At 60.3% G+C, this 19,791-nt stretch carries 17 protein-coding genes and 1 riboswitch; of the genes, 9 read left to right on the forward strand and 8 right to left on the reverse strand.

Features of this window, described 5'->3' with window-relative positions:
• The first annotated feature begins 56 nt into the window (after positions 1-56).
• The 3 genes from MKR05_RS17830 to MKR05_RS17840 are packed head-to-tail and all read left to right on the forward strand — an operon-like array spanning position 57 to position 2,976.
• Positions 57-1,745 carry a sensor histidine kinase gene (locus MKR05_RS17830; protein ID WP_004189065.1) on the forward strand — a complete coding sequence of 563 codons (1,689 nt, stop codon included), beginning with the start codon at positions 57-59 and terminating at the stop codon, positions 1,743-1,745.
• A complete protein-coding gene (gene btsR / locus MKR05_RS17835) occupies positions 1,739-2,458 on the forward strand; it encodes a two-component system response regulator BtsR (protein WP_023290421.1) in 720 nt (239 codons plus the stop codon). Before MKR05_RS17830 ends, btsR begins: the two co-directional genes overlap by 7 nt.
• Before the next feature lie 47 nt (positions 2,459-2,505).
• Entirely contained in the window at positions 2,506-2,976 is a 471-nt protein-coding gene (locus tag MKR05_RS17840; protein ID WP_023290420.1) for a DUF1456 family protein, read from the forward strand.
• A gap of 109 nt (positions 2,977-3,085) precedes the next feature.
• On the opposite strand, the gene metG is transcribed toward MKR05_RS17840, so the two are convergent.
• On the reverse strand, positions 3,086-5,119 hold the full coding sequence (gene metG, locus MKR05_RS17845) for a methionine--tRNA ligase (RefSeq protein ID WP_032429194.1): 2,034 nt from the start codon (positions 5,117-5,119) through the stop codon (positions 3,086-3,088).
• A 153-nt stretch (positions 5,120-5,272) separates the two neighbouring features.
• Between metG and apbC the strand changes: the two genes are divergently transcribed.
• On the forward strand, positions 5,273-6,382 hold the full coding sequence (gene apbC, locus MKR05_RS17850) for an iron-sulfur cluster carrier protein ApbC (RefSeq protein ID WP_023290418.1): 1,110 nt from the start codon (positions 5,273-5,275) through the stop codon (positions 6,380-6,382).
• Here apbC and MKR05_RS17855 read toward each other — a convergent pair.
• Both MKR05_RS17855 and MKR05_RS17860 read right to left on the reverse strand, forming a co-directional pair.
• Entirely contained in the window at positions 6,379-6,840 is a 462-nt protein-coding gene (locus MKR05_RS17855; RefSeq protein WP_032453497.1) for a GNAT family N-acetyltransferase, read from the reverse strand. The genes apbC and MKR05_RS17855 overlap by 4 nt on opposite strands.
• Entirely contained in the window at positions 6,815-7,132 is a 318-nt protein-coding gene (locus MKR05_RS17860) for an RcnB family protein (RefSeq protein WP_004201590.1), read from the reverse strand. The genes MKR05_RS17855 and MKR05_RS17860 overlap by 26 nt, the downstream gene beginning before the upstream one ends.
• Positions 7,133-7,315: 183 nt before the next feature.
• Here MKR05_RS17860 and MKR05_RS17865 point away from each other — a divergent pair, with 183 nt between their 5' ends.
• Positions 7,316-8,215 carry a LysR family transcriptional regulator gene (locus MKR05_RS17865; protein WP_032453496.1) on the forward strand — a complete coding sequence of 300 codons (900 nt, stop codon included), beginning with the start codon at positions 7,316-7,318 and terminating at the stop codon, positions 8,213-8,215.
• Here MKR05_RS17865 and MKR05_RS17870 read toward each other — a convergent pair.
• Both MKR05_RS17870 and MKR05_RS17875 read right to left on the reverse strand, forming a co-directional pair.
• Entirely contained in the window at positions 8,205-9,548 is a 1,344-nt protein-coding gene (locus MKR05_RS17870) for an NCS2 family permease (protein ID WP_023290415.1), read from the reverse strand. The genes MKR05_RS17865 and MKR05_RS17870 overlap by 11 nt on opposite strands.
• A 2-nt stretch (positions 9,549-9,550) precedes the next feature.
• A complete protein-coding gene (locus MKR05_RS17875) occupies positions 9,551-11,362 on the reverse strand; it encodes an adenine deaminase (protein ID WP_238875193.1) in 1,812 nt (603 codons plus the stop codon).
• A 120-nt stretch (positions 11,363-11,482) separates the two neighbouring features.
• Between MKR05_RS17875 and MKR05_RS17880 the strand changes: the two genes are divergently transcribed.
• Positions 11,483-12,397, forward strand: coding sequence for a LysR family transcriptional regulator (locus tag MKR05_RS17880; protein ID WP_048336188.1), 915 nt, complete (start codon positions 11,483-11,485; stop codon positions 12,395-12,397).
• On the opposite strand, the gene MKR05_RS17885 is transcribed toward MKR05_RS17880, so the two are convergent.
• Positions 12,394-12,816 (reverse strand): universal stress protein, encoded by a 423-nt coding sequence (locus tag MKR05_RS17885; RefSeq protein WP_023290412.1) that lies wholly within the window; start codon positions 12,814-12,816, stop codon positions 12,394-12,396. The two genes, MKR05_RS17880 and MKR05_RS17885, sit on opposite strands and share 4 nt — an antisense overlap.
• A 139-nt stretch (positions 12,817-12,955) precedes the next feature.
• Positions 12,956-14,932, reverse strand: coding sequence for an alkyl/aryl-sulfatase (locus MKR05_RS17890; RefSeq protein WP_104466545.1), 1,977 nt, complete (start codon positions 14,930-14,932; stop codon positions 12,956-12,958).
• 201 nt (positions 14,933-15,133) lie between these two features.
• Between MKR05_RS17890 and MKR05_RS17895 the strand changes: the two genes are divergently transcribed.
• Positions 15,134-15,769 (forward strand): helix-turn-helix domain-containing protein, encoded by a 636-nt coding sequence (locus MKR05_RS17895; RefSeq protein WP_087827396.1) that lies wholly within the window; start codon positions 15,134-15,136, stop codon positions 15,767-15,769.
• Positions 15,770-15,836: 67 nt separating this feature from the next.
• On the opposite strand, the gene MKR05_RS17900 is transcribed toward MKR05_RS17895, so the two are convergent.
• Complete coding sequence (locus tag MKR05_RS17900) at positions 15,837-17,813, reverse strand: alkyl/aryl-sulfatase (protein WP_023290409.1); 1,977 nt, start codon at positions 17,811-17,813, stop codon at positions 15,837-15,839.
• A 238-nt stretch (positions 17,814-18,051) separates the two neighbouring features.
• A riboswitch (TPP riboswitch) is annotated at positions 18,052-18,149 on the forward strand.
• A 34-nt stretch (positions 18,150-18,183) separates the two neighbouring features.
• Between MKR05_RS17900 and thiM the strand changes: the two genes are divergently transcribed.
• Complete coding sequence (thiM, locus tag MKR05_RS17905) at positions 18,184-18,957, forward strand: hydroxyethylthiazole kinase (RefSeq protein WP_023290408.1); 774 nt, start codon at positions 18,184-18,186, stop codon at positions 18,955-18,957.
• Positions 18,954-19,754 carry a bifunctional hydroxymethylpyrimidine kinase/phosphomethylpyrimidine kinase gene (thiD, locus tag MKR05_RS17910; protein ID WP_009307429.1) on the forward strand — a complete coding sequence of 267 codons (801 nt, stop codon included), beginning with the start codon at positions 18,954-18,956 and terminating at the stop codon, positions 19,752-19,754. The genes thiM and thiD overlap by 4 nt, the downstream gene beginning before the upstream one ends.
• Positions 19,755-19,791: the final 37 nt, after the last annotated feature.

A 19,791-nucleotide genomic window follows, 5' to 3' on the forward strand; every position in this document is an offset into this window, starting at 1 on the left:
AAGTCTCCGCCAGGCAGTGTAAGGTACGCGCTTTCAGGAATGTGTGGTTTGCGGGTATGTACGAGTTTGATCTGGTGTTGCTGCTGCTTCAGCAGATGTGCGTATTTTTGGTCATCGCGTGGTTGATGAGCAAAACCCGACTGTTTATCCCCCTGATGCAAGTCACCGTTCGCCTGCCGCACAAGCTGCTGTGCTACGTCACCTTCTCCATTTTCTGCATTATGGGGACCTATTTTGGTCTGCATATCGAAGACTCTATCGCCAACACCCGCGCCATCGGCGCCGTGATGGGCGGCCTGCTCGGCGGCCCGGTGGTCGGCGGGCTGGTGGGGCTGACCGGCGGCCTGCACCGCTACTCGCTGGGGGGGATGACCGCCTTAAGCTGCATGGTCTCCACTATCGTCGAGGGGCTGCTGGGCGGTCTGGTGCACAGCGTGCTGGTCAAGCGCGGCCGGCCGGACAAAGTCTTTAGCCCGCTGACCGCCGGGGCGATCACCTTCGTGGCCGAGCTGGTGCAGATGATGATTATTCTGCTGATCGCCCGCCCGTTCCAGGACGCCCTGCATCTGGTGCAGAGCATTGCTGCGCCGATGATGGTGACCAATACCGTCGGCGCGGCGCTGTTTATGCGCATTCTGCTGGACAAGCGGGCGATGTTCGAGAAGTACACCTCCGCCTTTTCCGCCACGGCGCTGAAGGTGGCGGCGTCCACCGAGGGGATCCTGCGTCAGGGGTTCAACGAAGAGAACAGCATGAAGGTGGCCCAGGTGCTGATCCAGGAGCTGGATATCGGCGCGGTGGCGATCACCGACCGCGACAAGCTGCTGGCGTTTACCGGCATCGGCGACGACCACCACCTGCCGGGCAAACCTATCTCCTCCTCGTATACGCAACGGGCGATTGAGACCGGGGAGGTGGTGTATGCCGACGGCAACGAGGTGCCCTACCGCTGCTCGATTCATCCGCACTGTAAGCTGGGGTCGACGCTGGTGATCCCCTTGCGCGGCGAGAACCAGCGGGTGATCGGCACCATCAAATTGTATGAGGCGAAAAACCGCCTGTTCAGTTCGATCAACCGCACCCTCGGGGAGGGGATTGCCCAGCTGCTGTCGGCGCAGATCCTCGCCGGGCAGTACGAGCGGCAGAAGGCGCTGCTGACGCAATCCGAAATCAAGCTTCTGCATGCCCAGGTCAACCCGCACTTCCTGTTTAACGCGCTTAACACCCTGAAGGCGGTGATCCGTCGCGACAGCGAGCAGGCCGGCCAGCTGGTGCAGTATCTGTCGACCTTCTTTCGCAAGAACCTGAAGCGGCCGACAGAAATCGTCACCCTCGCCGATGAGATCGAGCATGTTAACGCCTACCTGCAGATTGAGAAGGCCCGCTTTCAGGCTAACCTGCAGATCCAGATGGCGGTGCCGGAAGGGCTGGCGCATCACCAGCTGCCGGCCTTTACCCTGCAGCCGATCGTGGAGAACGCTATTAAGCATGGCACATCGCAACATCTTGGCGTCGGCGAAATTACCATTCGCGCCAGCCAGGACGATCGCTGGCTGCAGCTGGATATCGAAGATAACGCCGGGCTGTACCGGGCCAACCCTCAGGCCAGCGGGCTGGGGATGAATCTGGTGGACAGGCGGCTTCGGGCGCGTTTTGGCGCCGACTGCGGTATCAGCGTCACCTGCGAACCGGAGCGCTTTACCCGTGTCACCCTACGTTTGCCCCTGGAGGAGAATGCATGCTGAGAGTATTGATCGTCGATGATGAGCCGCTGGCGCGGGAAAACCTGCGTATTTTGCTGGAGACTCAGCGCGATATCGAGATCGTCGGCGAATGCGGCAACGCGGTGGAGGCGATTGGCGCGGTCCATAAGCTGCGTCCCGACGTGTTGTTTCTCGACATCCAGATGCCGCGCATCAGCGGCCTGGAGATGGTCGGGATGCTCGACCCGGAGCACCGCCCCTATATTGTGTTTCTCACCGCCTTTGATGAATACGCGGTGAAAGCCTTTGAGGAGCACGCCTTTGACTATCTGCTCAAGCCGATTGAAGCTGCCCGGCTGGAGAAAACCCTCGCCCGTCTGCGCCAGGAGCGTAATCTGCAGGATGTGTCGCTGCTGGATGACGCCCGGCAGACGCTGAAATACATACCCTGTACCGGACACAGTCGTATCTGGCTGCTGCAGATGGAGGATGTGGCCTTCGTCAGCAGCCGGATGAGCGGGATCTACGTGACCGACCGCGAGGGCAAGGAGGGGTTTACCGAGCTGACCCTGCGCACCCTTGAGAGCCGCACGCCGCTGCTGCGCTGTCATCGCCAGTATCTGGTGAATATGGCGCACCTGAAGGAGATTCGCCTGGAGGAGAATGGTCAGGCGGAGCTGCTGATGCGCGCCGGGCAAACGGTGCCGGTGAGCCGGCGCTATTTAAAAAGTCTGAAAGAGGCGATTGGCCTGTAAAGCTGCTACACTGCGCCCCATTGCATCATCGACAGTAAAAGGCACTCATGCTCAGTAATGATATTCTTCGTAGCCTGCGCTACACCCTGAAAGTCAATAATAACGATATGGTGCGCATTCTTGCGCTATCCGATATGGAATCCACCTCCGCCAGCTTCGACACCTGGACGACGAAAGAGGATGAAGAGGGCTTTGTCCGCTGCCCGGACATTATTCTGTCGGGGTTCCTCAACGGCCTTATCTATGACAAGCGCGGTAAAGACGATTCGGCGCCGGAGCTGGCGCTGGAGCGCCGGGTGAATAACAATACGGTGCTGAAAAAGCTGCGGATCGCCTTCTCGCTGAAAACGGACGATATTGTGGCGATCATGAGCGAGCAGAAATACCGCGTTTCGGTGCCGGAAGTGACCGCCATGATGCGGTCGCCTGACCACAAAAACTACCGCGAGTGCGGCGACCAGTTTCTGCGCAATTTCCTGCGCGGCCTGACCCAGCGGGTACATAACCCGAAGGCGTGATGGTTAGCCGGGGGGCGGCTTCGCCTTACCCGGCCTACAAAACCCGTCGGCCCGTGCAAGGGTAGCGCCGCCGGGCAAAAAAAGCCGGAGATATTCTCCGGCTTTTTTATTATTTCACCTGCTGACCCGGCTTCGCGCCGTCGTCAGGGCTTAACAGGAAGATATCCTTCCCGCCAGGGCCGGCGGCCATCACCATCCCTTCCGAGATGCCGAAGCGCATTTTGCGCGGCGCCAGGTTGGCGACCATCACCGTCAGGCGGCCAATCAGCGGCTGCGGATCCGGATAAGCGGAGCGGATGCCGGAGAAGACGTTACGCTTCTCGCCGCCAAGATCCAGCGTCAGGCGCAGCAGCTTGTCGGAGCCCTCGACGAATTCCGCGTTTTCAATCAGCGCCACGCGCAGGTCGACTTTGGCGAAATCGTCAAAGGTGATGGTTTCCTGAATCGGATCGTCCGCCAGCGGGCCGCTGACCGGCGCCGCGGTGGCTTTCACCTCTTCTTTAGAGGCTTCCACCAGGGCTTCCACCTGCTTCATCTCGATGCGGTTGTACAGCGCCTTAAACGGATTGACCTTATGCGCCAGCAGCGGCTGCTGGATGGCGTCCCAGCTCAGCTCGCTGTTGAGGAACGCTTCCGCGCGCGCGGCCAGCTGCGGCAGGACCGGCTTCAGCCAGGTCATCAGCACGCGGAACATATTCAGGCCCATGGTGCAGATGGCCTGCAGGTCGGCGTCGCGGCCTTCCTGTTTCGCCACCACCCACGGAGCCTGCTCATCGACATAGCGGTTGGCCACGTCGGCGAGGGCCATGATTTCGCGGATGGCCTTACCGAACTCGCGGCTGTCCCACGCTTCGCCGATGCTTTCCGCCGCGTCGGTGAAGGTTTTGTACAGCGCCGGGTCGGCCAGCTCAGCGGCCAGCACGCCGTCAAAACGCTTGCTGATAAAGCCGGCGTTGCGCGAAGCGAGGTTAACTACCTTGTTGACGATGTCGGCGTTAACGCGCTGGATAAAGTCTTCCAGGTTGAGGTCGATATCATCGATGCGCGAAGAGAGCTTGGCGGTGTAGTAGTAGCGCAGGCTGTCGGCATCAAAGTGCTTCAGCCAGGTGCTGGCCTTAATGAAGGTGCCGCGCGACTTAGACATCTTCGCGCCATTGACCGTCACGTAGCCATGCACGAACAGGTTGGTCGGTTTACGGAACTGGCTGCCTTCCAGCATCGCCGGCCAGAACAGGCTGTGGAAGTAGACGATGTCCTTGCCGATAAAGTGATACAGCTCGGCCGTGGAGTCTTTCTTCCAGTATTCGTCGAAGCTGGTGGTGTCGCCGCGCTTGTCGCACAGGTTCTTGAAAGAGCCCATGTAGCCGATCGGCGCGTCCAGCCAGACGTAGAAATATTTGCCCGGCGCGTTCGGAATTTCGAAGCCGAAGTAAGGCGCATCGCGGGAGATGTCCCACTGCTGCAGGCCGGATTCGAACCACTCCTGCATTTTGTTCGCCACCTGCTCCTGCAGCGCGCCGCTGCGGGTCCACGCCTGCAGCATTTCGCTGAACGACGGCAGGTCGAAGAAGAAGTGTTCGGAGTCACGCATCACCGGCGTGGCGCCGGAGACCACCGATTTCGGGTCGATCAGTTCGGTGGGGCTGTAGGTCGCGCCGCACACTTCGCAGTTATCGCCGTACTGGTCCGGAGATTTACACTTCGGACAGGTGCCTTTCACAAAACGGTCCGGCAGGAACATGCCTTTTTCCGGATCGTAGAGCTGAGAGATGGTGCGGTTTTTGATAAAACCGTTCTCTTTCAGACGGGTGTAGATAAGCTCCGACAGCTCGCGGTTCTCGTCGCTGTGCGTCGAGTGATAGTTATCGTAGCTGATGTCGAAGCCGGCAAAATCGGTCTGATGCTCCTGACTCATCTCGCCAATCATCTGCTCCGGAGTGATACCGAGCTGTTGCGCCTTGAGCATGATCGGCGTGCCGTGGGCGTCGTCGGCGCAGATGAAGTTGACCTCGTGGCCGCGCATTCGCTGGTAACGGACCCAGACATCAGCCTGGATGTGCTCCAGCATGTGGCCGAGGTGGATGGAGCCGTTGGCGTACGGCAGGGCGCACGTTACCAGAATTTTCTTCGCGACTTGAGTCATAGTGAGCATTACATCTTCTGTTGTAAAAAGGGCTTCCGATATTACCAAAAGGGCTGTGGGTGCGCCATAAATGGCTGCCCATATATGGATAATCCTTTCCTGTGATAAACTCTGTGATTACTGAAAGCATCTCAAAACAACAAAGGAGTCGGGATGAATTCGCAATCCCAGGCCAAATCCCCCGAGCGCCTCCGCGCGATGGTCGCCGGAACGCTGGCCAATTTCCAGCACCCAACCCTGAAGCATAATCTCACCACCCTCAAGGCGCTGCACCATGTCGCCTGGCTGGACGATACCGTTCATATCGAGCTACAAATGCCGTTCGTCTGGAGCAGCGCCTTCGAAGCGCTAAAAGAGCAGTGCAGCGCCGAGCTGTTGCGCATCACTGGCGCGAAGGCCATCGACTGGAAGCTGACCCACAGCATCGCGACCCTCAAGCGCGTGAAAAACCAGCCCGGCATCAACGGCGTGAAGAACATTATCGCCATCAGCTCCGGGAAAGGCGGCGTCGGTAAATCTTCTACTGCCGTAAACCTGGCGCTGGCGCTCGCCGCGGAAGGGGCGAAGGTGGGCATTTTGGATGCCGATATCTACGGCCCGTCGATTCCGACCATGCTTGGCGCGGAAGACAGCCGCCCGACCTCGCCGGACGGTACCCATATGGCGCCGATCATGAAGTTCGGTCTGGCCACCAACTCCATCGGCTACCTGGTGACCGACGACAACGCCATGGTGTGGCGCGGGCCGATGGCCAGCAAGGCGCTGATGCAGATGCTGCAGGAGACCCTGTGGCCGGATCTCGACTACCTGGTGCTGGATATGCCGCCGGGCACTGGCGACATCCAGCTGACGCTGGCGCAGAACATTCCGGTCACCGGCGCGGTGGTAGTCACCACGCCGCAGGATATCGCGCTGATCGACGCCAAAAAAGGCATCGTGATGTTCGAAAAAGTGGAAGTGCCAGTGCTGGGGATCGTGGAAAACATGAGCATGCATATCTGCAGCAACTGCGGGCACCATGAGCCGATCTTCGGCACCGGCGGCGCGCAAAAACTGGCCGAGAAATACCACACCCAGCTGCTGGGCCAGCTGCCGCTGCATATTACGCTGCGGGAAGATCTGGATAACGGCACGCCGACGGTGGTGGCGCGTCCGGAAAGCGAATTTACCGACATCTACCGCCAGCTGGCGGGTCGGGTGGCGGCCCAGATGTACTGGCAGGGAGAAGTGATCCCGGGTGAGATTGCCTTCCGCGCCGTTTAAGGCCGCGGCGAGCGCATCAGCCAGTATCCGCCCTCGGGCGAGGCGCCCTGTGCTTCGATGGTCCAGCCGTGACGCTGGTAGAAGCGCAGGGCGTTTTTATTTTCCATCAGGCACTTCAGCGTCCCGCTGGCGGTAAAGGTCCGTTCGACCTGCGCCAGCAGCGCGCTGCCGATATGCTTGCCCTGCCAGTCCGGGTCGACGAACAGATGGTGAAGAAAGTTATCGGCGGTCCATACGGCGGCAAAGCCCACCGGCAGGCCGTCGTATTCCGCGACCCATAGCTGTTCATCCGCGGTGGCGGCATCGAAATCTTCCAGCCGCCATGTCGTGGAGGGAAGCCAGGTCCACGACATACTGCGCGCCCGCAGAAAGAGCTGGCGCAGCGCCGGAAAGTCCGCTGGTTCGCCGGGGCGGATGCGGAGTTTGAGCGGATCAGCGATGATAGAAGATCTCGCCATCGTACACCTTGAGGATTTTGCCTTCGGTGTCGGTGATCAGCACGTAGTTACCGCCCATATAGGTCCAGTGGCTGCCGGCGTCCGGCGCGGGCAGATTACGCTGCTGCCACCCTTTGATGTTGTATTCGGGGGTGAGGTACATCGCCGGAACGGTGTCGCCAATGTGAAACTGGGTGAAGTCGGCGGTGAACTCTTTCAGCGCATACTGATCGATCCCCGCGGCAGAAGCCGTCCAGCTGGCGCCGGCGGTGGCAAGGAGTACGCCCAGAAGCATCATTTTTGTTTTACGCATAGTTTCCTCAATATTACCTGGACTCAAAATAGCAGCCTCGTATCATTCCTGATGCGTTGCTGAAATGGCAAGCACTGGATTTTTAAAAAGTGTAAGCAAAACACGGCGCAAGTCCTGCGCCGCTTGCGTTGCAGCGACGGTGATGCCTATTTTGGGAGCAATCTGAAGCAGGGGAGAATCGGCATGTTCAGGCTGGAAGATCTGACCTTATTTGTCCGCGCCGCGGCACTGGGCAGTTTTAGCGACGCCGCGCGCGAGGCGGGGCAGCAACCGGCGCAGGTGAGCGCGGCGATTAAGCGTCTGGAGACAATCCTCAATATTCGCCTGTTCGCCCGCTCGACCCGCAGCCTGCGCCTGACGCCGGAGGGGGAGACCTGGCTGCCGTATGCCACCCAGATGCTCGATACCCTCGAGGCCGGCCTGCAGAAGATCCAGACCCCGGACGATGAAATTCGCGGCATGCTGCAGATCGCCGTGCCATCGGATCTCGGGCGTAACCTGCTCCTGACCCTGTTCCGCGACTTTCGGCAACGCCACCCGGCGCTGCGCCTGCGGCTGCTCTTTTCCGACCAGCTGACCGACGTGTTTAAAGATCCGGTGGACGTCGCGTTTCGCTATGGCAATAACGATGACGCCTCGTTTATTTCGCTGCCGGTGGCGCCGGAAAATCGTCGGGTGCTGGTGGCCTCTCCTGAGTGGATCGCCCGCCACGGCGAGCCGCAGACCCTTGAGGAGCTCGGCCAGCACAATGCGTTGATCTACATATTGCGCGGCCGCCCGTTCGACCGCTGGTCGCTGAGCCTCGACGGCGAAGTTCTGCAGCAGAAGGTCTCCGGCACGGTGATGAGCGATGACGCGGAGGTGATCCGCCGGCTGGCGGTGGCCGGGGAGGGCATTGCCTATAAATCGATGCTCGACGTCAGCGACGATCTGCGGGCGGGTCGCCTGCGGCGCCTGCTGCCGCGTTACCAGGGGGATGTGGTGCCGTTGAACCTGATTTGTCCGCACCGCAAACAGCTCTCTGCCGCGGTGCGTTTGTTATATGAAGAGGTGAAATCACATTGTGAAGGGCTTAATGTCTAACTAAGGTCGCGAAGTAGTAGACCAGCGGGACGGCCAGCACCCACAGGCCAATCGGGATTTCCCGCCACTTGCCGGCGATGGCCTTGATCACAATGTAAAACAGCAGCCCGCCGGCGATGCCGGTGCCGAAGCTGTTGGCGATGAGGGTGATCATCACCATCATCAGCACCGGCAGGCCGTCGGTGAAGTTGCCGAGATCCACTTTGCGCAGGCCGCTGAACATGTTCAGGCCGATCAGGATCAGCGCCGGGGCGGTGGCCTCCTTCGGGATCATCAGCGCCACCGGCGTGAACAGCAGCATCAGCAGGAACATCACCGCCGCTGACAGCGCGGTGAGGCCGGTTTTGCCGCCGGCTTCCGCCGCCGCCGAGGACTCAATCAGCGCCGTCGCCGCCGGAATACCTACCCACGGGCCGAGCGCCGCGGCAATCGAATCGACCATAAACGGGCGATTAATCTGCGGCATGTTGCCTTCTTCATCCAGCAGACCCGCCTCGCCGCCCACCGCCAGCGTCGTCCCCATGGTGGAGAAAAACTCAGAAGCGAAAAAGACGAACAGGAACGGCAGGAAGGCGATGTTTAACGCCCCCAGCAGGTCAACCTCTCCCAGCACCGGGGCCAGCGAGTGGGGGACATCGATAAAATGCGTCGGCAGTTTCGTGACGCCGAACGGGATCCCCACCAGGGTAGCGCACAGAATGGCCCACAAAATGGCGCCCGGCACCTTACGCGCCTGCAGGGCTATCGCCAGGAACAGGCCGCACAGCGCCACCAGCGCGCCGGGGGCGAGGAAGTCGCCGAGCATCAGGGCGTTGGTTTTGGCATTGGCGAGCACCAGCCCGGCGTTGCGAAAGCCGAGGACGGCGACGAACAGGCCGATGGAGGCCGTCAGCCCCAGCTTGATCGACTGCGGAACCGAGCGGGTGACCACTTCGCGCAGGCCAAAGCGGGTCAGCAGGAAGAAGAGAACCCCCGACCAGCAGGCGATCCCGAGGCCTGTCTGCCAGCCAATCCCCTCGCTACCGGCCAGCGTGACCCCCACCAGCACTGAGCCGCCAATGCCCGGGCCGACGATAAACGGCAGGTTGGCGTAAAACGCCATCAGCAGCGAGCCGACGACGAAGACCAGAATGGTGCCGGTGGTGGCGGCGCCTTTGTCCATTCCGCCTATCGCCAGCAGTCCCGGGATGACCACCAGTAAATAGGCGGCGGCGAGAAAACCGGTGATCCCGGCCAGGCATTCGCTGCGCAGCGTGCCGCCGCGCGAGCGCAGCGCAAAGCGGCGCTCCAGCCAGTTATCGCGGGCGGAAGAGTGAAGTGTGTTATCGGCCATGCTCAGGCTCCGTGAGGATTATTGTTGTGAGGCGTTGGCGCCGGGGTTTCCCGGCAGGCTATCAACGGGTCGACTATCTGGCGGCTGCCGCCGTCGGTCAGACCCAAATCGGTTAAATGCGGCCCGGCGTTACAGGCAAGACAGGTGCCTTCAATGGCCTTAAAGACCCGGTACGGCGGCTCCCAGTCGGCGACTTTGCTGCTCAGATCGCGCAGCTCGCGGAACTGACGCGCCAGGTCGGCCGCCGGGAGATCCGACAGCATGCCGGCAATCGGCATCGCCACATGGGCGAGGATCTCGCCCCGTTGCGCCAGCGCCATCCCGCCGCCGGAGGCGATAAGCTGGTTGGCCGCCTGCGCCATATCCTCAGCATTGCGCCCGAGCACCACAAGATTGTGTGAATCGTGGGAATAGCTGGTGGCGATGGCGCCGCGCAGCTCGCCCCAGCCTTCAAGCAGGGCGATTTGCGGCGTCGCCTGATGGCGGCCGTGGCGGTGCTTGACCCAGATCAGGCTGAAGCCGGCAGGCAGTTGGACCTGGCCGTCGCGGATCTGCACTTCGACCTCACCCCACTGGGTGAAGCGCGCGCCGCGGATATGGCGCAGGCGGGCGACGCCGTGGCGAATGCCCTTGATGCGCAGGATAAAGTCATCGGCGGCGAGGGGGGCTATCTGCAAGGTATCGCGCGGCGGCGTCACGCCCGGCGCGGGGGCGATCGGCTTCAGCAGGCGGCCGGCATGGGCCAGCCGTTCCCCGCCAACGTAGACTTCGCGGGCCGCCAGTTTCTCCAGGGAATCAAACACCACCAGGTCGGCGCGTCGCCCGGCGGCAATCAGCCCGAGATCGTGACGCTGCAGGCGAATAGCGGCGTTGAGGGTGGCGAAACGCAGCGCATCGACCGCCGGTAATCCATGCTCGATCAGCAGGTTGAGCAGGGCGATGATCCCGCCTTTCTCCAGCAGCATATCCGGCGGCACGTCATCGGTGCAGACGGTGATCTGCGAGGAGAGGTGCGGCAGCGTTTTCAACGCCGCCACGATATCCGGCAGCAGGTAAGGGTGCGAGCCGCGGATCTCGATCGTCAGCCCGGCGCGCAGTTTTTCCAGCGCGTCGTCCGCCGAGGTCAGTTCGTGATCGGAGGTGACGCCGGCGGCGAGGTAGGCCTGCAGGTCGGCGCCGCTCAGCCCGCGGGCGTGGCCTTCAATCAGTTTTCCGCTGTTGAGACCGGCCTGGACAATCTCCTGCATCCGCTCGCTACCGTGCAGCACGCCGTGCATATCCATCACTTCCGCCACGCCGCGCACTTCCGGCCAGCCGAGCATGGTCTCCATTTCCGCGCCGGCGAAATCGGCGCCGGACATTTCGAGTCCGGGGGTGGAAGGCACGCTCGACGGCGCGGCGACCATCACCTGCAGCGGCAGGTGGCGGCTGGCGTCTACCGCGTAACGCACGCCCTCGACGCCGAGCACGTTGGCCAGCTCATGCGGATCCCAGAACACCGCGGTGGTGCCCTGGGTGAGGACGATTTCGGCGTAGCGCTCGGGCGGCAGGTGGGAGCTTTCGAGGTGCACGTGGGTGTCCATCAGGCCGGGCGACAGGTAGCCGCCGGACAGGGAACGCACTTCATGGGCGTCGACGCGGCTGCCGCGCGGGTGGACGCTGGCGATCATCTCGCCGACGATACCGACGTCAGCCGGGCGGATTTCGCCCGTGGCCATATCGACGATCTGCGCATCGACCAGCAGCAGATCAAACGGGGATTCGCCGCGCGCGGCCTGCACGGCGCGACGGCGGACTTGAGCATTGCTGGACATAACCACTCCGGCACAAGGATAATGCGGATACTCTAGGGGCATAGCAAACGTTTGCCCAGATGAATAAATTTATCACCCGATAAGCTCGGGTTATTGTGCAGGACCACCGTAGCGAACCCGATGATGAACGAACCCTGGCAGCGGCTGCCCGCGCTCTCTCTTAAACAGCTTCAGTATTTCGTCACCCTGGCCCAGCTGCGCCATTTTACCGATACCGCCAGTCGGCTGGCGATTAGCCAGCCGGCGCTGAGCAGCGCTCTGCGGCAAATTGAAACGGTGCTCGGCGGCAAGCTGGTCAACCGCACCGCTTCGGCGGTCACCCTGACTGAACTGGGGGCGGCGATTTTACCCCACGCCCAGCGGATCCTCAGCGTGGCGCAGGCGGCCTTTTTCGATATGCAGCAGATCGTCGAGGCGGGCGGCGACGGGACGGTGCGCATCGGCCTGGTGCCGTCGGTCAGTTCGCTGCTGTTTCCGCTGCTGCCGCAGACCCTGGCCCAGGCCTTTCCCCGCCTGCGTATTGAATTTCACGATCAGACCAACGATGCGCTCATCCAGGCGCTGCAGCGCGGCGAGATTGATTTCGGCATCGGGGCGATCGACAGCTCACTGCCCGCAGAACTGCTGGTCTATCCGCTGCGCGACGATCCCTTCGTGGCGGTGCTGCACCGCGACGATCCGCTGGCCGCGCAGGCGCATCTGCCGTGGAAACAGCTGGTGGGGCGGGACATTGCCGTCTTCTCGAAGGGCAATATTCAGCGGCTGGTGGCGGCATTAGTGGAGAGCCATCGCCTGACGCTGACCACCCGCTACCAGGTGGACTATATCGAAACCCTGTATGGCCTGGTGCGCTCGCGCTTAGCGGTGGCGATACTGCCGGAGCTGTACACCACCCATCTGCAGGACCCGGCGCTCAAGGTCGCCCAGCTGCAGCAGCCGGCGTTGACCCGCACGGTGGCCCTGATGCGCGGGCCGCAGGCGCTGCCGCCGCTTATCGAAGACTGTTTTTCCCTGCTGCAGGCCGCCTTGCGCTAGGGCAGGTGCTTGATCAGCACGTCTATGGTCAAGTGGTTGATGTACTCCAGCGAGTGTGAGGAGAGGACGCCCAGCAGCCGGTTATGGTGCCCGGCAATAATTAAATCGATCTGCCGCTGTCGAACGCAGGTTTCGACATCTTCAAAGCGGCGGGTGGTCACCAGCGAGAGGGTATCCACCGGCAGGGAGACGGTGCAGGCCAGCTCGTTGAGCAGGGCTTTGGCCTGGATCACCTCCTGCGAGACCTGATCGTCGCGCAGGCTGTCGGAAACATAGTTCAGCGCCCGGTAGTCGGTGCTGATGTGGGCGATAGTGATGCGCATGCCGTTCTCTTCCGCCATTCTGGCGGCATGCTCGAGCAGCGGGACGCCGTCCTGACTGCTGTTAATCAGTACCAGCGCATGGTGATAAAGCGCCATAAATACCTCCGCGCAAAAAGTTGTCCTCAGCGTATTTTGAGCCGCGGGCGGGGGGATGGCAAACCCTCGGCGCGTTTGCCTGAAGATAAAGTTCCCCCGCGGCCTGACAGGCGGCGGGGGAGCGTGGGGCGCGTTGCGCTTACGGGGTGACGATGTTGAACCAGAAGGCAAAGGTGTCCATATAGCTCAGCATTTCGTCGAGCTTAGCGCCATTGCCGCTAATGTTAACCTCGCCGTTGGCCTGAGCTTGCTTCAGCGTCTCCTGTTTCAGGATGATCTTATTCAGGGTGTCGCGGCTGAGCGAGATGCTGGCGTCTGCGTTGTCGGCTACCGCATTGGCGGTATGGTTAAGCACGCCGTTTTCCAGCTCCAGTTTGTACTTGCCGCCGTCTTTACCGAGGTCGATGTTAAAGACCGCTTTAGCCGCCCCGGCTTTTTCGCCGTTGATATGCACCCCGAGGTAATCGAAGAACATTTCCGGCGTCATCGCCCGCACGGTATCCGGACTGGCGGTGTTCGGCGTCGGCAGTTTCTGCACGCCGTTACGCAGCTCCTGAGCGCCGGTGAGGTAGAAGTTGCGCCAGGTCCCGGCTTCCGCCTGATACCCGAGCTGCTCCAGGGCGTCGGCTTCCAGATGACGCGCCTGCTGATTGTTCGGATCGGCGAAGACGATTTTGCTGGTCACCTGCGCCACCCAGCGGTAGTTCCCCTGCTGGTAGTCGGCTTTGGCTTTCTGCATGATGGCATCGGCGCCGCCCATATATTCCACGAACTTCTTCGCCGCCTGCTCTGGCGGCAGCTCGTCGAGGGTGGCCGGGTTGCCGTCGAACCAGCCGAGGTAGAAGACGTAGGTCGCTTTTACATCGTGGCTGACGGAACCGTAGTAGCCGCGGCTGGACCACTGTTTCTCAAGGGACTCCGGCAGCTTGAAGTTGGCGGCGATCTCATCGCGGGTCATGCCCAAATTCGCCATCCGCAGAGTCTGGTCGTTGATATAGCGATACATATCGCGCTGACCTTTCATCAGCTTAACGATATTGTCGTTGCCCCAGGTCGGCCAGTGGTGCTGCGCGATAATCACTTCCGCATCGTTGCCCCAGCGGTCGATGGCGGCGTTGATGTATTTCGACCACGCCAGCGGATCGCGGATTTTGGCGCCGCGCAGCGAGTAGGTGTTGTGCAGGGTATGGGTGACATCCTCTGCCGCCTCGATCATTTTCTTCTCTTTGACATACCACAGCATCTCAGACGGCGCTTCCGAGCCCGGCGCCATCATAAAGTCATAGGTCAGGCCGTCGATCACTTCCTGCTGACCGGTATGGGTAATGTAGTTGGTCGGCGGGATCAGCGTGACGGTACCCGCCGAGGTGGTGGTGCCGAGACCGGCGCCAACCTGACCTTTGGCGTCCGGCTTCAGCAGGTTGCCATACATATAGCTGGCGCGGCGGCTCATTGCGGTACCGGCCATGATATTTTCGGAAACCGCTTCTTCCATAAAGCCGTCCGGGGCGTAAATCTTCACTTTTCCGGCTTTGACATCGGCTTCATCCACCACCCCGCGGATACCGCCGTAGTGGTCTACATGGCTGTGGGTAAACAGCACCGCCACCACCGGTTTTTTCGGCCGGTGGGCAAAATAGAGCTCCAGAGCCTCTTTAGCCGGTTCGGCGCTTAGCAGCGGGTCGATGATGGTGATCCCGGTTTTGCCTTCAATAATGGTCATATTGGAAAGATCGAGATTACGGATCTGGTAAACGCCGTCGGTGACTTTGAACAGACCGCCGATATTAAGCAGCTGCGACTGTCGCCACAGGCTGGGATTGACGGTGTCCGGCGCCTTTTCGCCCTCTTTGACGAAATTATATTTGGCCGGATCCCAGATAATATTTCCCTGGTCACCTTTGAGCATCGCCGGCGGCAGGGGCGCGATAAATCCCTGATGGGCGTTGTTAAAGTCGGTTTTATCCGCAAACGGCAGTTTACGGTATAGGGCCTGGTTCGCCTCCCGCGTGGCCGGTGTGGCATCCTGTTGTTGCGCGGCGGCAAAGGCGGTTACCGACAAAGACGATAACATTCCGGCCAGCGCCAGATTTTTGGCTATCTGATTTAATTTCATCACTACCTCTCAGGTAATTTATTATGCGGAAATAAAAAATATCTCCCGCTTAAAAAGTGAATGGCTTGTCGTTTATTCTAAAGACTAATATTCCGCTGAATAGTCCCATATGGGACTGGCGCGGCGCCGCTAAAGGATCTCCTCGTCTTTAGCAGGCGAGGGCTGCTATACTGTCGCTAACGGCGCAGGCGAGGGCAGAAAATGAATTTCCAGGAAATACATAGTTATTATAAGACGTTAGCCATAGCCGACTTTTTTGCCGATATCCTCGTGGAAGGTGAAGAGGTTATTCTCGCCGCCAATAAAAAATGGTGCCCGCAACCGGGGTATATTTATTTTTGTACCGAGGGTTCGCTATCCATATTAATGCCGGATGATGGGTTGAATATCGGTAATACTATTGAGCATATGCCGATTGGCCTGATGGAACGGTATTGCCCGCTGGCGAAATTTGAATATACCGGAAGCGCAACCGTGACGCTGCGTAAAATTTCCTACGCCACTTTTGATCGCCTTTTTATTGCTACCCACCCGCAACGCGTTGAGGCGCTGGCGAAGGTGTTGGTGTTCATGAGTATCTTTACCATCGACCTGCACAATGAACGTCGCCAGGTCACCAGCTACCAGACGATTCGTCCGATGCTGTATCGCTATTTGTATCGGCAGCATACGCATGAGGGTGAAAATGAGGGGCTGGCGTTATTTATCATCCGGCGTACCAATCTTTCGCGCACTCATGTGTTTCGCGTGCTGGCGGACTTAAAGGCGGGGGGATATATCACGATGAAACGTGGCAAACTGATCTCTATCGATCGACCGCTGCCTGCGGAGTACTGACCGGGCAGGAGAGGGTAACAAGGCAGAATGCTCTGTCTTGTTACCCACGACGCCTGTCAGCGAATCATTACGGCGTCACGATGTTAAACCAGAAGTCAAACGGGTCCATATAGCCTAACATCTCATCGAGTTTAGCCCCGTTACCGCTGATTTTAACTTCCCCTTTATCTTCCGCCTGCTTCAGGGTCTCTTCTTTGAGAATGATTTTATTCAGGGTAGCGCGATCCAGCGTCAGGGTGGCATCCGCCTCTTTGGCTTGCGCATTGGCGGTGTGGTTCAGCACGCCGTTTTCCAGTTCCAGTTTATATTTACCGCCGTCATTGCCCAGATCGATATTGAAGACCGACTTCGCATTGCCCGCTTTTTCGCCATTAATATGGACCGCCAGATAATCAAAGAACATTTCCGGGGTCATGGCGCGGACGGTGTCCGGGCTGGCGGTGTTCGGGGTCGGACCTTTCACCACGCCATTGCGCAGTTCCTGGGCGCCGGTAAGGTAGAAATTACGCCACGGGCCGGACTCCGCCTGATAGCCTAATTGCTCCAGGGCATCGGCTTCCAGATGACGCGCCTGCTGGTTGTTAGGGTCGGCGAAGACGACTTTGCTCACCACCTGGGCAACCCAGCGGTAGTTACCCTGGTCGTAATCCTCTTTCGCTTTCTTCAGGATGGCATCCGCGCCGCCCATGTACTCGACGAACTTCTTCGCCGCTTCTTCCGGCGGCAGTTCGTCAAGGGTGGCCGGGTTGCCGTCGAACCAGCCGAGATACAGCACGTAGGTGGCCTTCACATCGTGGCTGACCGAGCCGTAGTAGCCGCGGTTAGCCCATGTATTGGCGAGGCCGTCCGGCAGCTTAAAGTTAGCGGCGATTTCATCGCGGGTCAGGCCTTCGTTAGCCATCCGCAGGGTCTGGTCGTTGATGTAACGATACAGGTCACGCTGACTCTTCAGCAGGTTAACCACGTTCTCGTTGCCCCAGGTCGGCCAGTGGTGCTGGGCCATAATGATCTCAGCCTTATCGCCCCAGCGAACGATCGCCTGGTTGATATATTTCGACCACGGCAGCGGTTCACGGATCTTCGCCCCGCGCAGCGAGTAGGTGTTATGCAGAGTGTGGGTGACATCCTCTGCGGATTCGATCAATTTCTTCTCTTCGATATACCACAGCATTTCTGACGGCGCTTCGGAGCCTGGCGCCAGCATGAAGTCATAGGTCAGGCCGTCGATCACCTCTTTCTGGCCATCCTTATCAATGATGTTGGTTGGCGCAATCAGGGTGACGGTGCCTGCCGAGGTGGTCGTCCCCAGGCCCGCGCCCACCTGGCCTTTAGCGTCCGGCTTCAGCAGGTTGCCGTACATATAGCTGGCGCGGCGGCTCATGACGTTCCCGGCCATGATATTTTCCGCCACCGCCGCTTCCATAAATCCGGACGGCGCGTAGATTTTTACTTTACCCGCTTTGACGTCGGCTTCATCAACCACGCCGCGCACGCCACCGTAATGGTCAACGTGGCTGTGGGTGTAGATCACCGCGACGACCGGTTTTTTACCCCGGTTTTTATAGTAGAGATCCATGCCGACTTTGGCGGTTTCAGCCGAGACCAGCGGGTCTACGACGGTGATCCCCTCTTTGCCCTCAATGATTGTCATATTGGAGAGATCGAGGTTGCGGATCTGGTAGACCCCGTCGGTGACTTCAAACAGGCCGCTGATGTTGATCAGCTGCGACTGACGCCACAGGCTCGGGTTTACGGTTTCTGGCGCTTTTTCCCCTTCTTTAATGAAGGCGTACTGGCCCGGATCCCAGATGACATTGCCCTGTTCGCCTTTGATGACCTCTGGCGGCAGGGCGGCAATAAAGCCTTTATGCGCATTGGTGAAATCGGTGTTATCGGAGAAGGGGAGTTGGTTGTAGAGGGCATCGTTCGCTTTTTTGGTCGCTTCGGTTGCCTCTTTGGCTGACGTATCTGCCCAGGCGGCGAAAGCGAGACTACTCAACATGCCCGCTAACGCTAACCCTTTCACTATCGGGGTTAATTTCATTGGAATCCTCATTTATTGCATGGTTCGTTCGGTTTTACCGATTTAACGCAGGTGACTGTTTGTTACAGATTTTTTAAATATAACCACACATTTACATTCATCCAGTTTTGTTTGCAAAAAACACATTTTTAATCAGAAATTACGCCTTTTGTATTAGCTGGCGGACGGGGAAAAAAGCCGGTCAGCTTGTGTTACACCGCCACATTTCATATCCTGCTTCAGGAAAATGTTGTACCGCTTTTATGACTCGGGGTGCCCTTCTTCGTTGAAGGCTGAGAAATACCCGTACCACCTGATCTGGATAATGCCAGCGTAGGGAAGTCAGAGACCGCAGGGTCATTGCTTCTACCTCGTCTGGCGGGAGCAAACCATGCCTGAGCTGTTGAATCCCGCGCCTGTCGCGCACCTGCGCCATCTGCTGCGCGCCCATTCCCCCCTTGTGCACTGCATGACCAATGACGTGGTGCAGACCTTTACCGCCAATGTCCTGCTGGCCGTCGGCGCCTCGCCGGCGATGGTGATCGATCCCCGCGAAGCGGCGCAGTTCGCCGCCATCGCCGATGCGCTGTTAATCAACGTCGGCACCCTGACCGAAGATCGCGCAGTGGCCATGCGTGCCGCAGTGGAGCAGGCCCGCCAGGCCGGCAAGCCCTGGACGCTGGATCCGGTGGCGGTCGGCGCCCTGACCGTGCGCACGGCCTTTTGTCACGCGCTGCTGGCCTTCCAGCCGGCGGCCATTCGCGGGAATGCCTCCGAAATTCTGGCGCTGGCCGGGATGAGCGCCGGCGGGCGCGGGGTGGATACCACCGATACGGCCGCCGCGGCGCTGCCGGCGGCCCAGGCGCTGGCTCGTCAGTTGACCACCGTCGTGGCGGTCACCGGTGAGGTGGATTACGTCACCGACGGCGAGCGGGTGCTCAGCGTGGCGGGCGGCAGTGCGCTGATGACTCGGGTGGTGGGCACCGGCTGCGCGCTGTCGGCGGTGGTGGCGGCGAGCGCGGCGCTGCCGGGAGACCGGCTGGAAAACGTGGCCGCCGCCTGCGGGCTCATGAAGCAGGCCGGGGAAATCGCTGCCCGTCACGGGGGGCCCGGGAGCTTTGTTCCGGCGTTTCTCGACGCGCTGTATCAGGAGGTGCGCGCATGAAACGCATCAATGCTCTGACCATCGCCGGCACCGATCCCAGCGGCGGGGCCGGTATCCAGGCCGATCTGAAAACCTTCTCCGCGCTGGGGGCCTACGGCTGCTCGGCGATCACCGCCCTGGTGGCGCAGAATACCCGCGGCGTGCAGTCGGTCTATCGTATTGAACCGGACTTTGTGGCGGCGCAGCTCGATTCGGTGTTCAGCGATGTGCGCATCGATACCACCAAAATCGGCATGCTGGCGGAAACCGATATTGTGGAAGCCGTGGCCGAGCGGCTGGCGCGCTACCGGGTGGCCAACGTGGTGCTGGATACCGTCATGCTGGCGAAAAGCGGCGATCCGCTGCTGTCGGCCTCGGCGGTGGAGACCCTGCGTCAACGATTGTTGCCGCAGGTGTCGCTGATCACCCCGAACCTGCCGGAAGCGGCCGCCCTGCTTGATGCACCCCATGCGCGCAACGAGCGCGAAATGCTGGAGCAGGGGCGGGCGCTGCTGGCGCTGGGCTGCGGCGCGGTATTGATGAAGGGCGGCCATCTCGACGATGCCGAGAGCCCGGACTGGCTCTTCACCCGCGAAGGGGAACAGCGATTTACCGCGCCGCGAGTACAGACCAAAAACACGCACGGCACCGGCTGCACGCTCTCGGCGGCGCTGGCGGCGCTGCGTCCGCGTCACGCCGACTGGGCGGCCACCGTTACCGAGGCCAAGGCCTGGCTGTCGGCGGCCCTGGCGCAGGCCGACTCCCTGGAGGTGGGCCACGGCATCGGGCCGGTGCACCATTTCCATGCCTGGTGGTAAATGGCAGCGTAACGGGACAGCAGAATCTCCTGAAAAA

This window comes from Klebsiella sp. K5-204, assembly GCF_030128585.1.
Taxonomy (GTDB): Bacteria; Pseudomonadota; Gammaproteobacteria; order Enterobacterales; family Enterobacteriaceae; genus Klebsiella; species Klebsiella quasipneumoniae.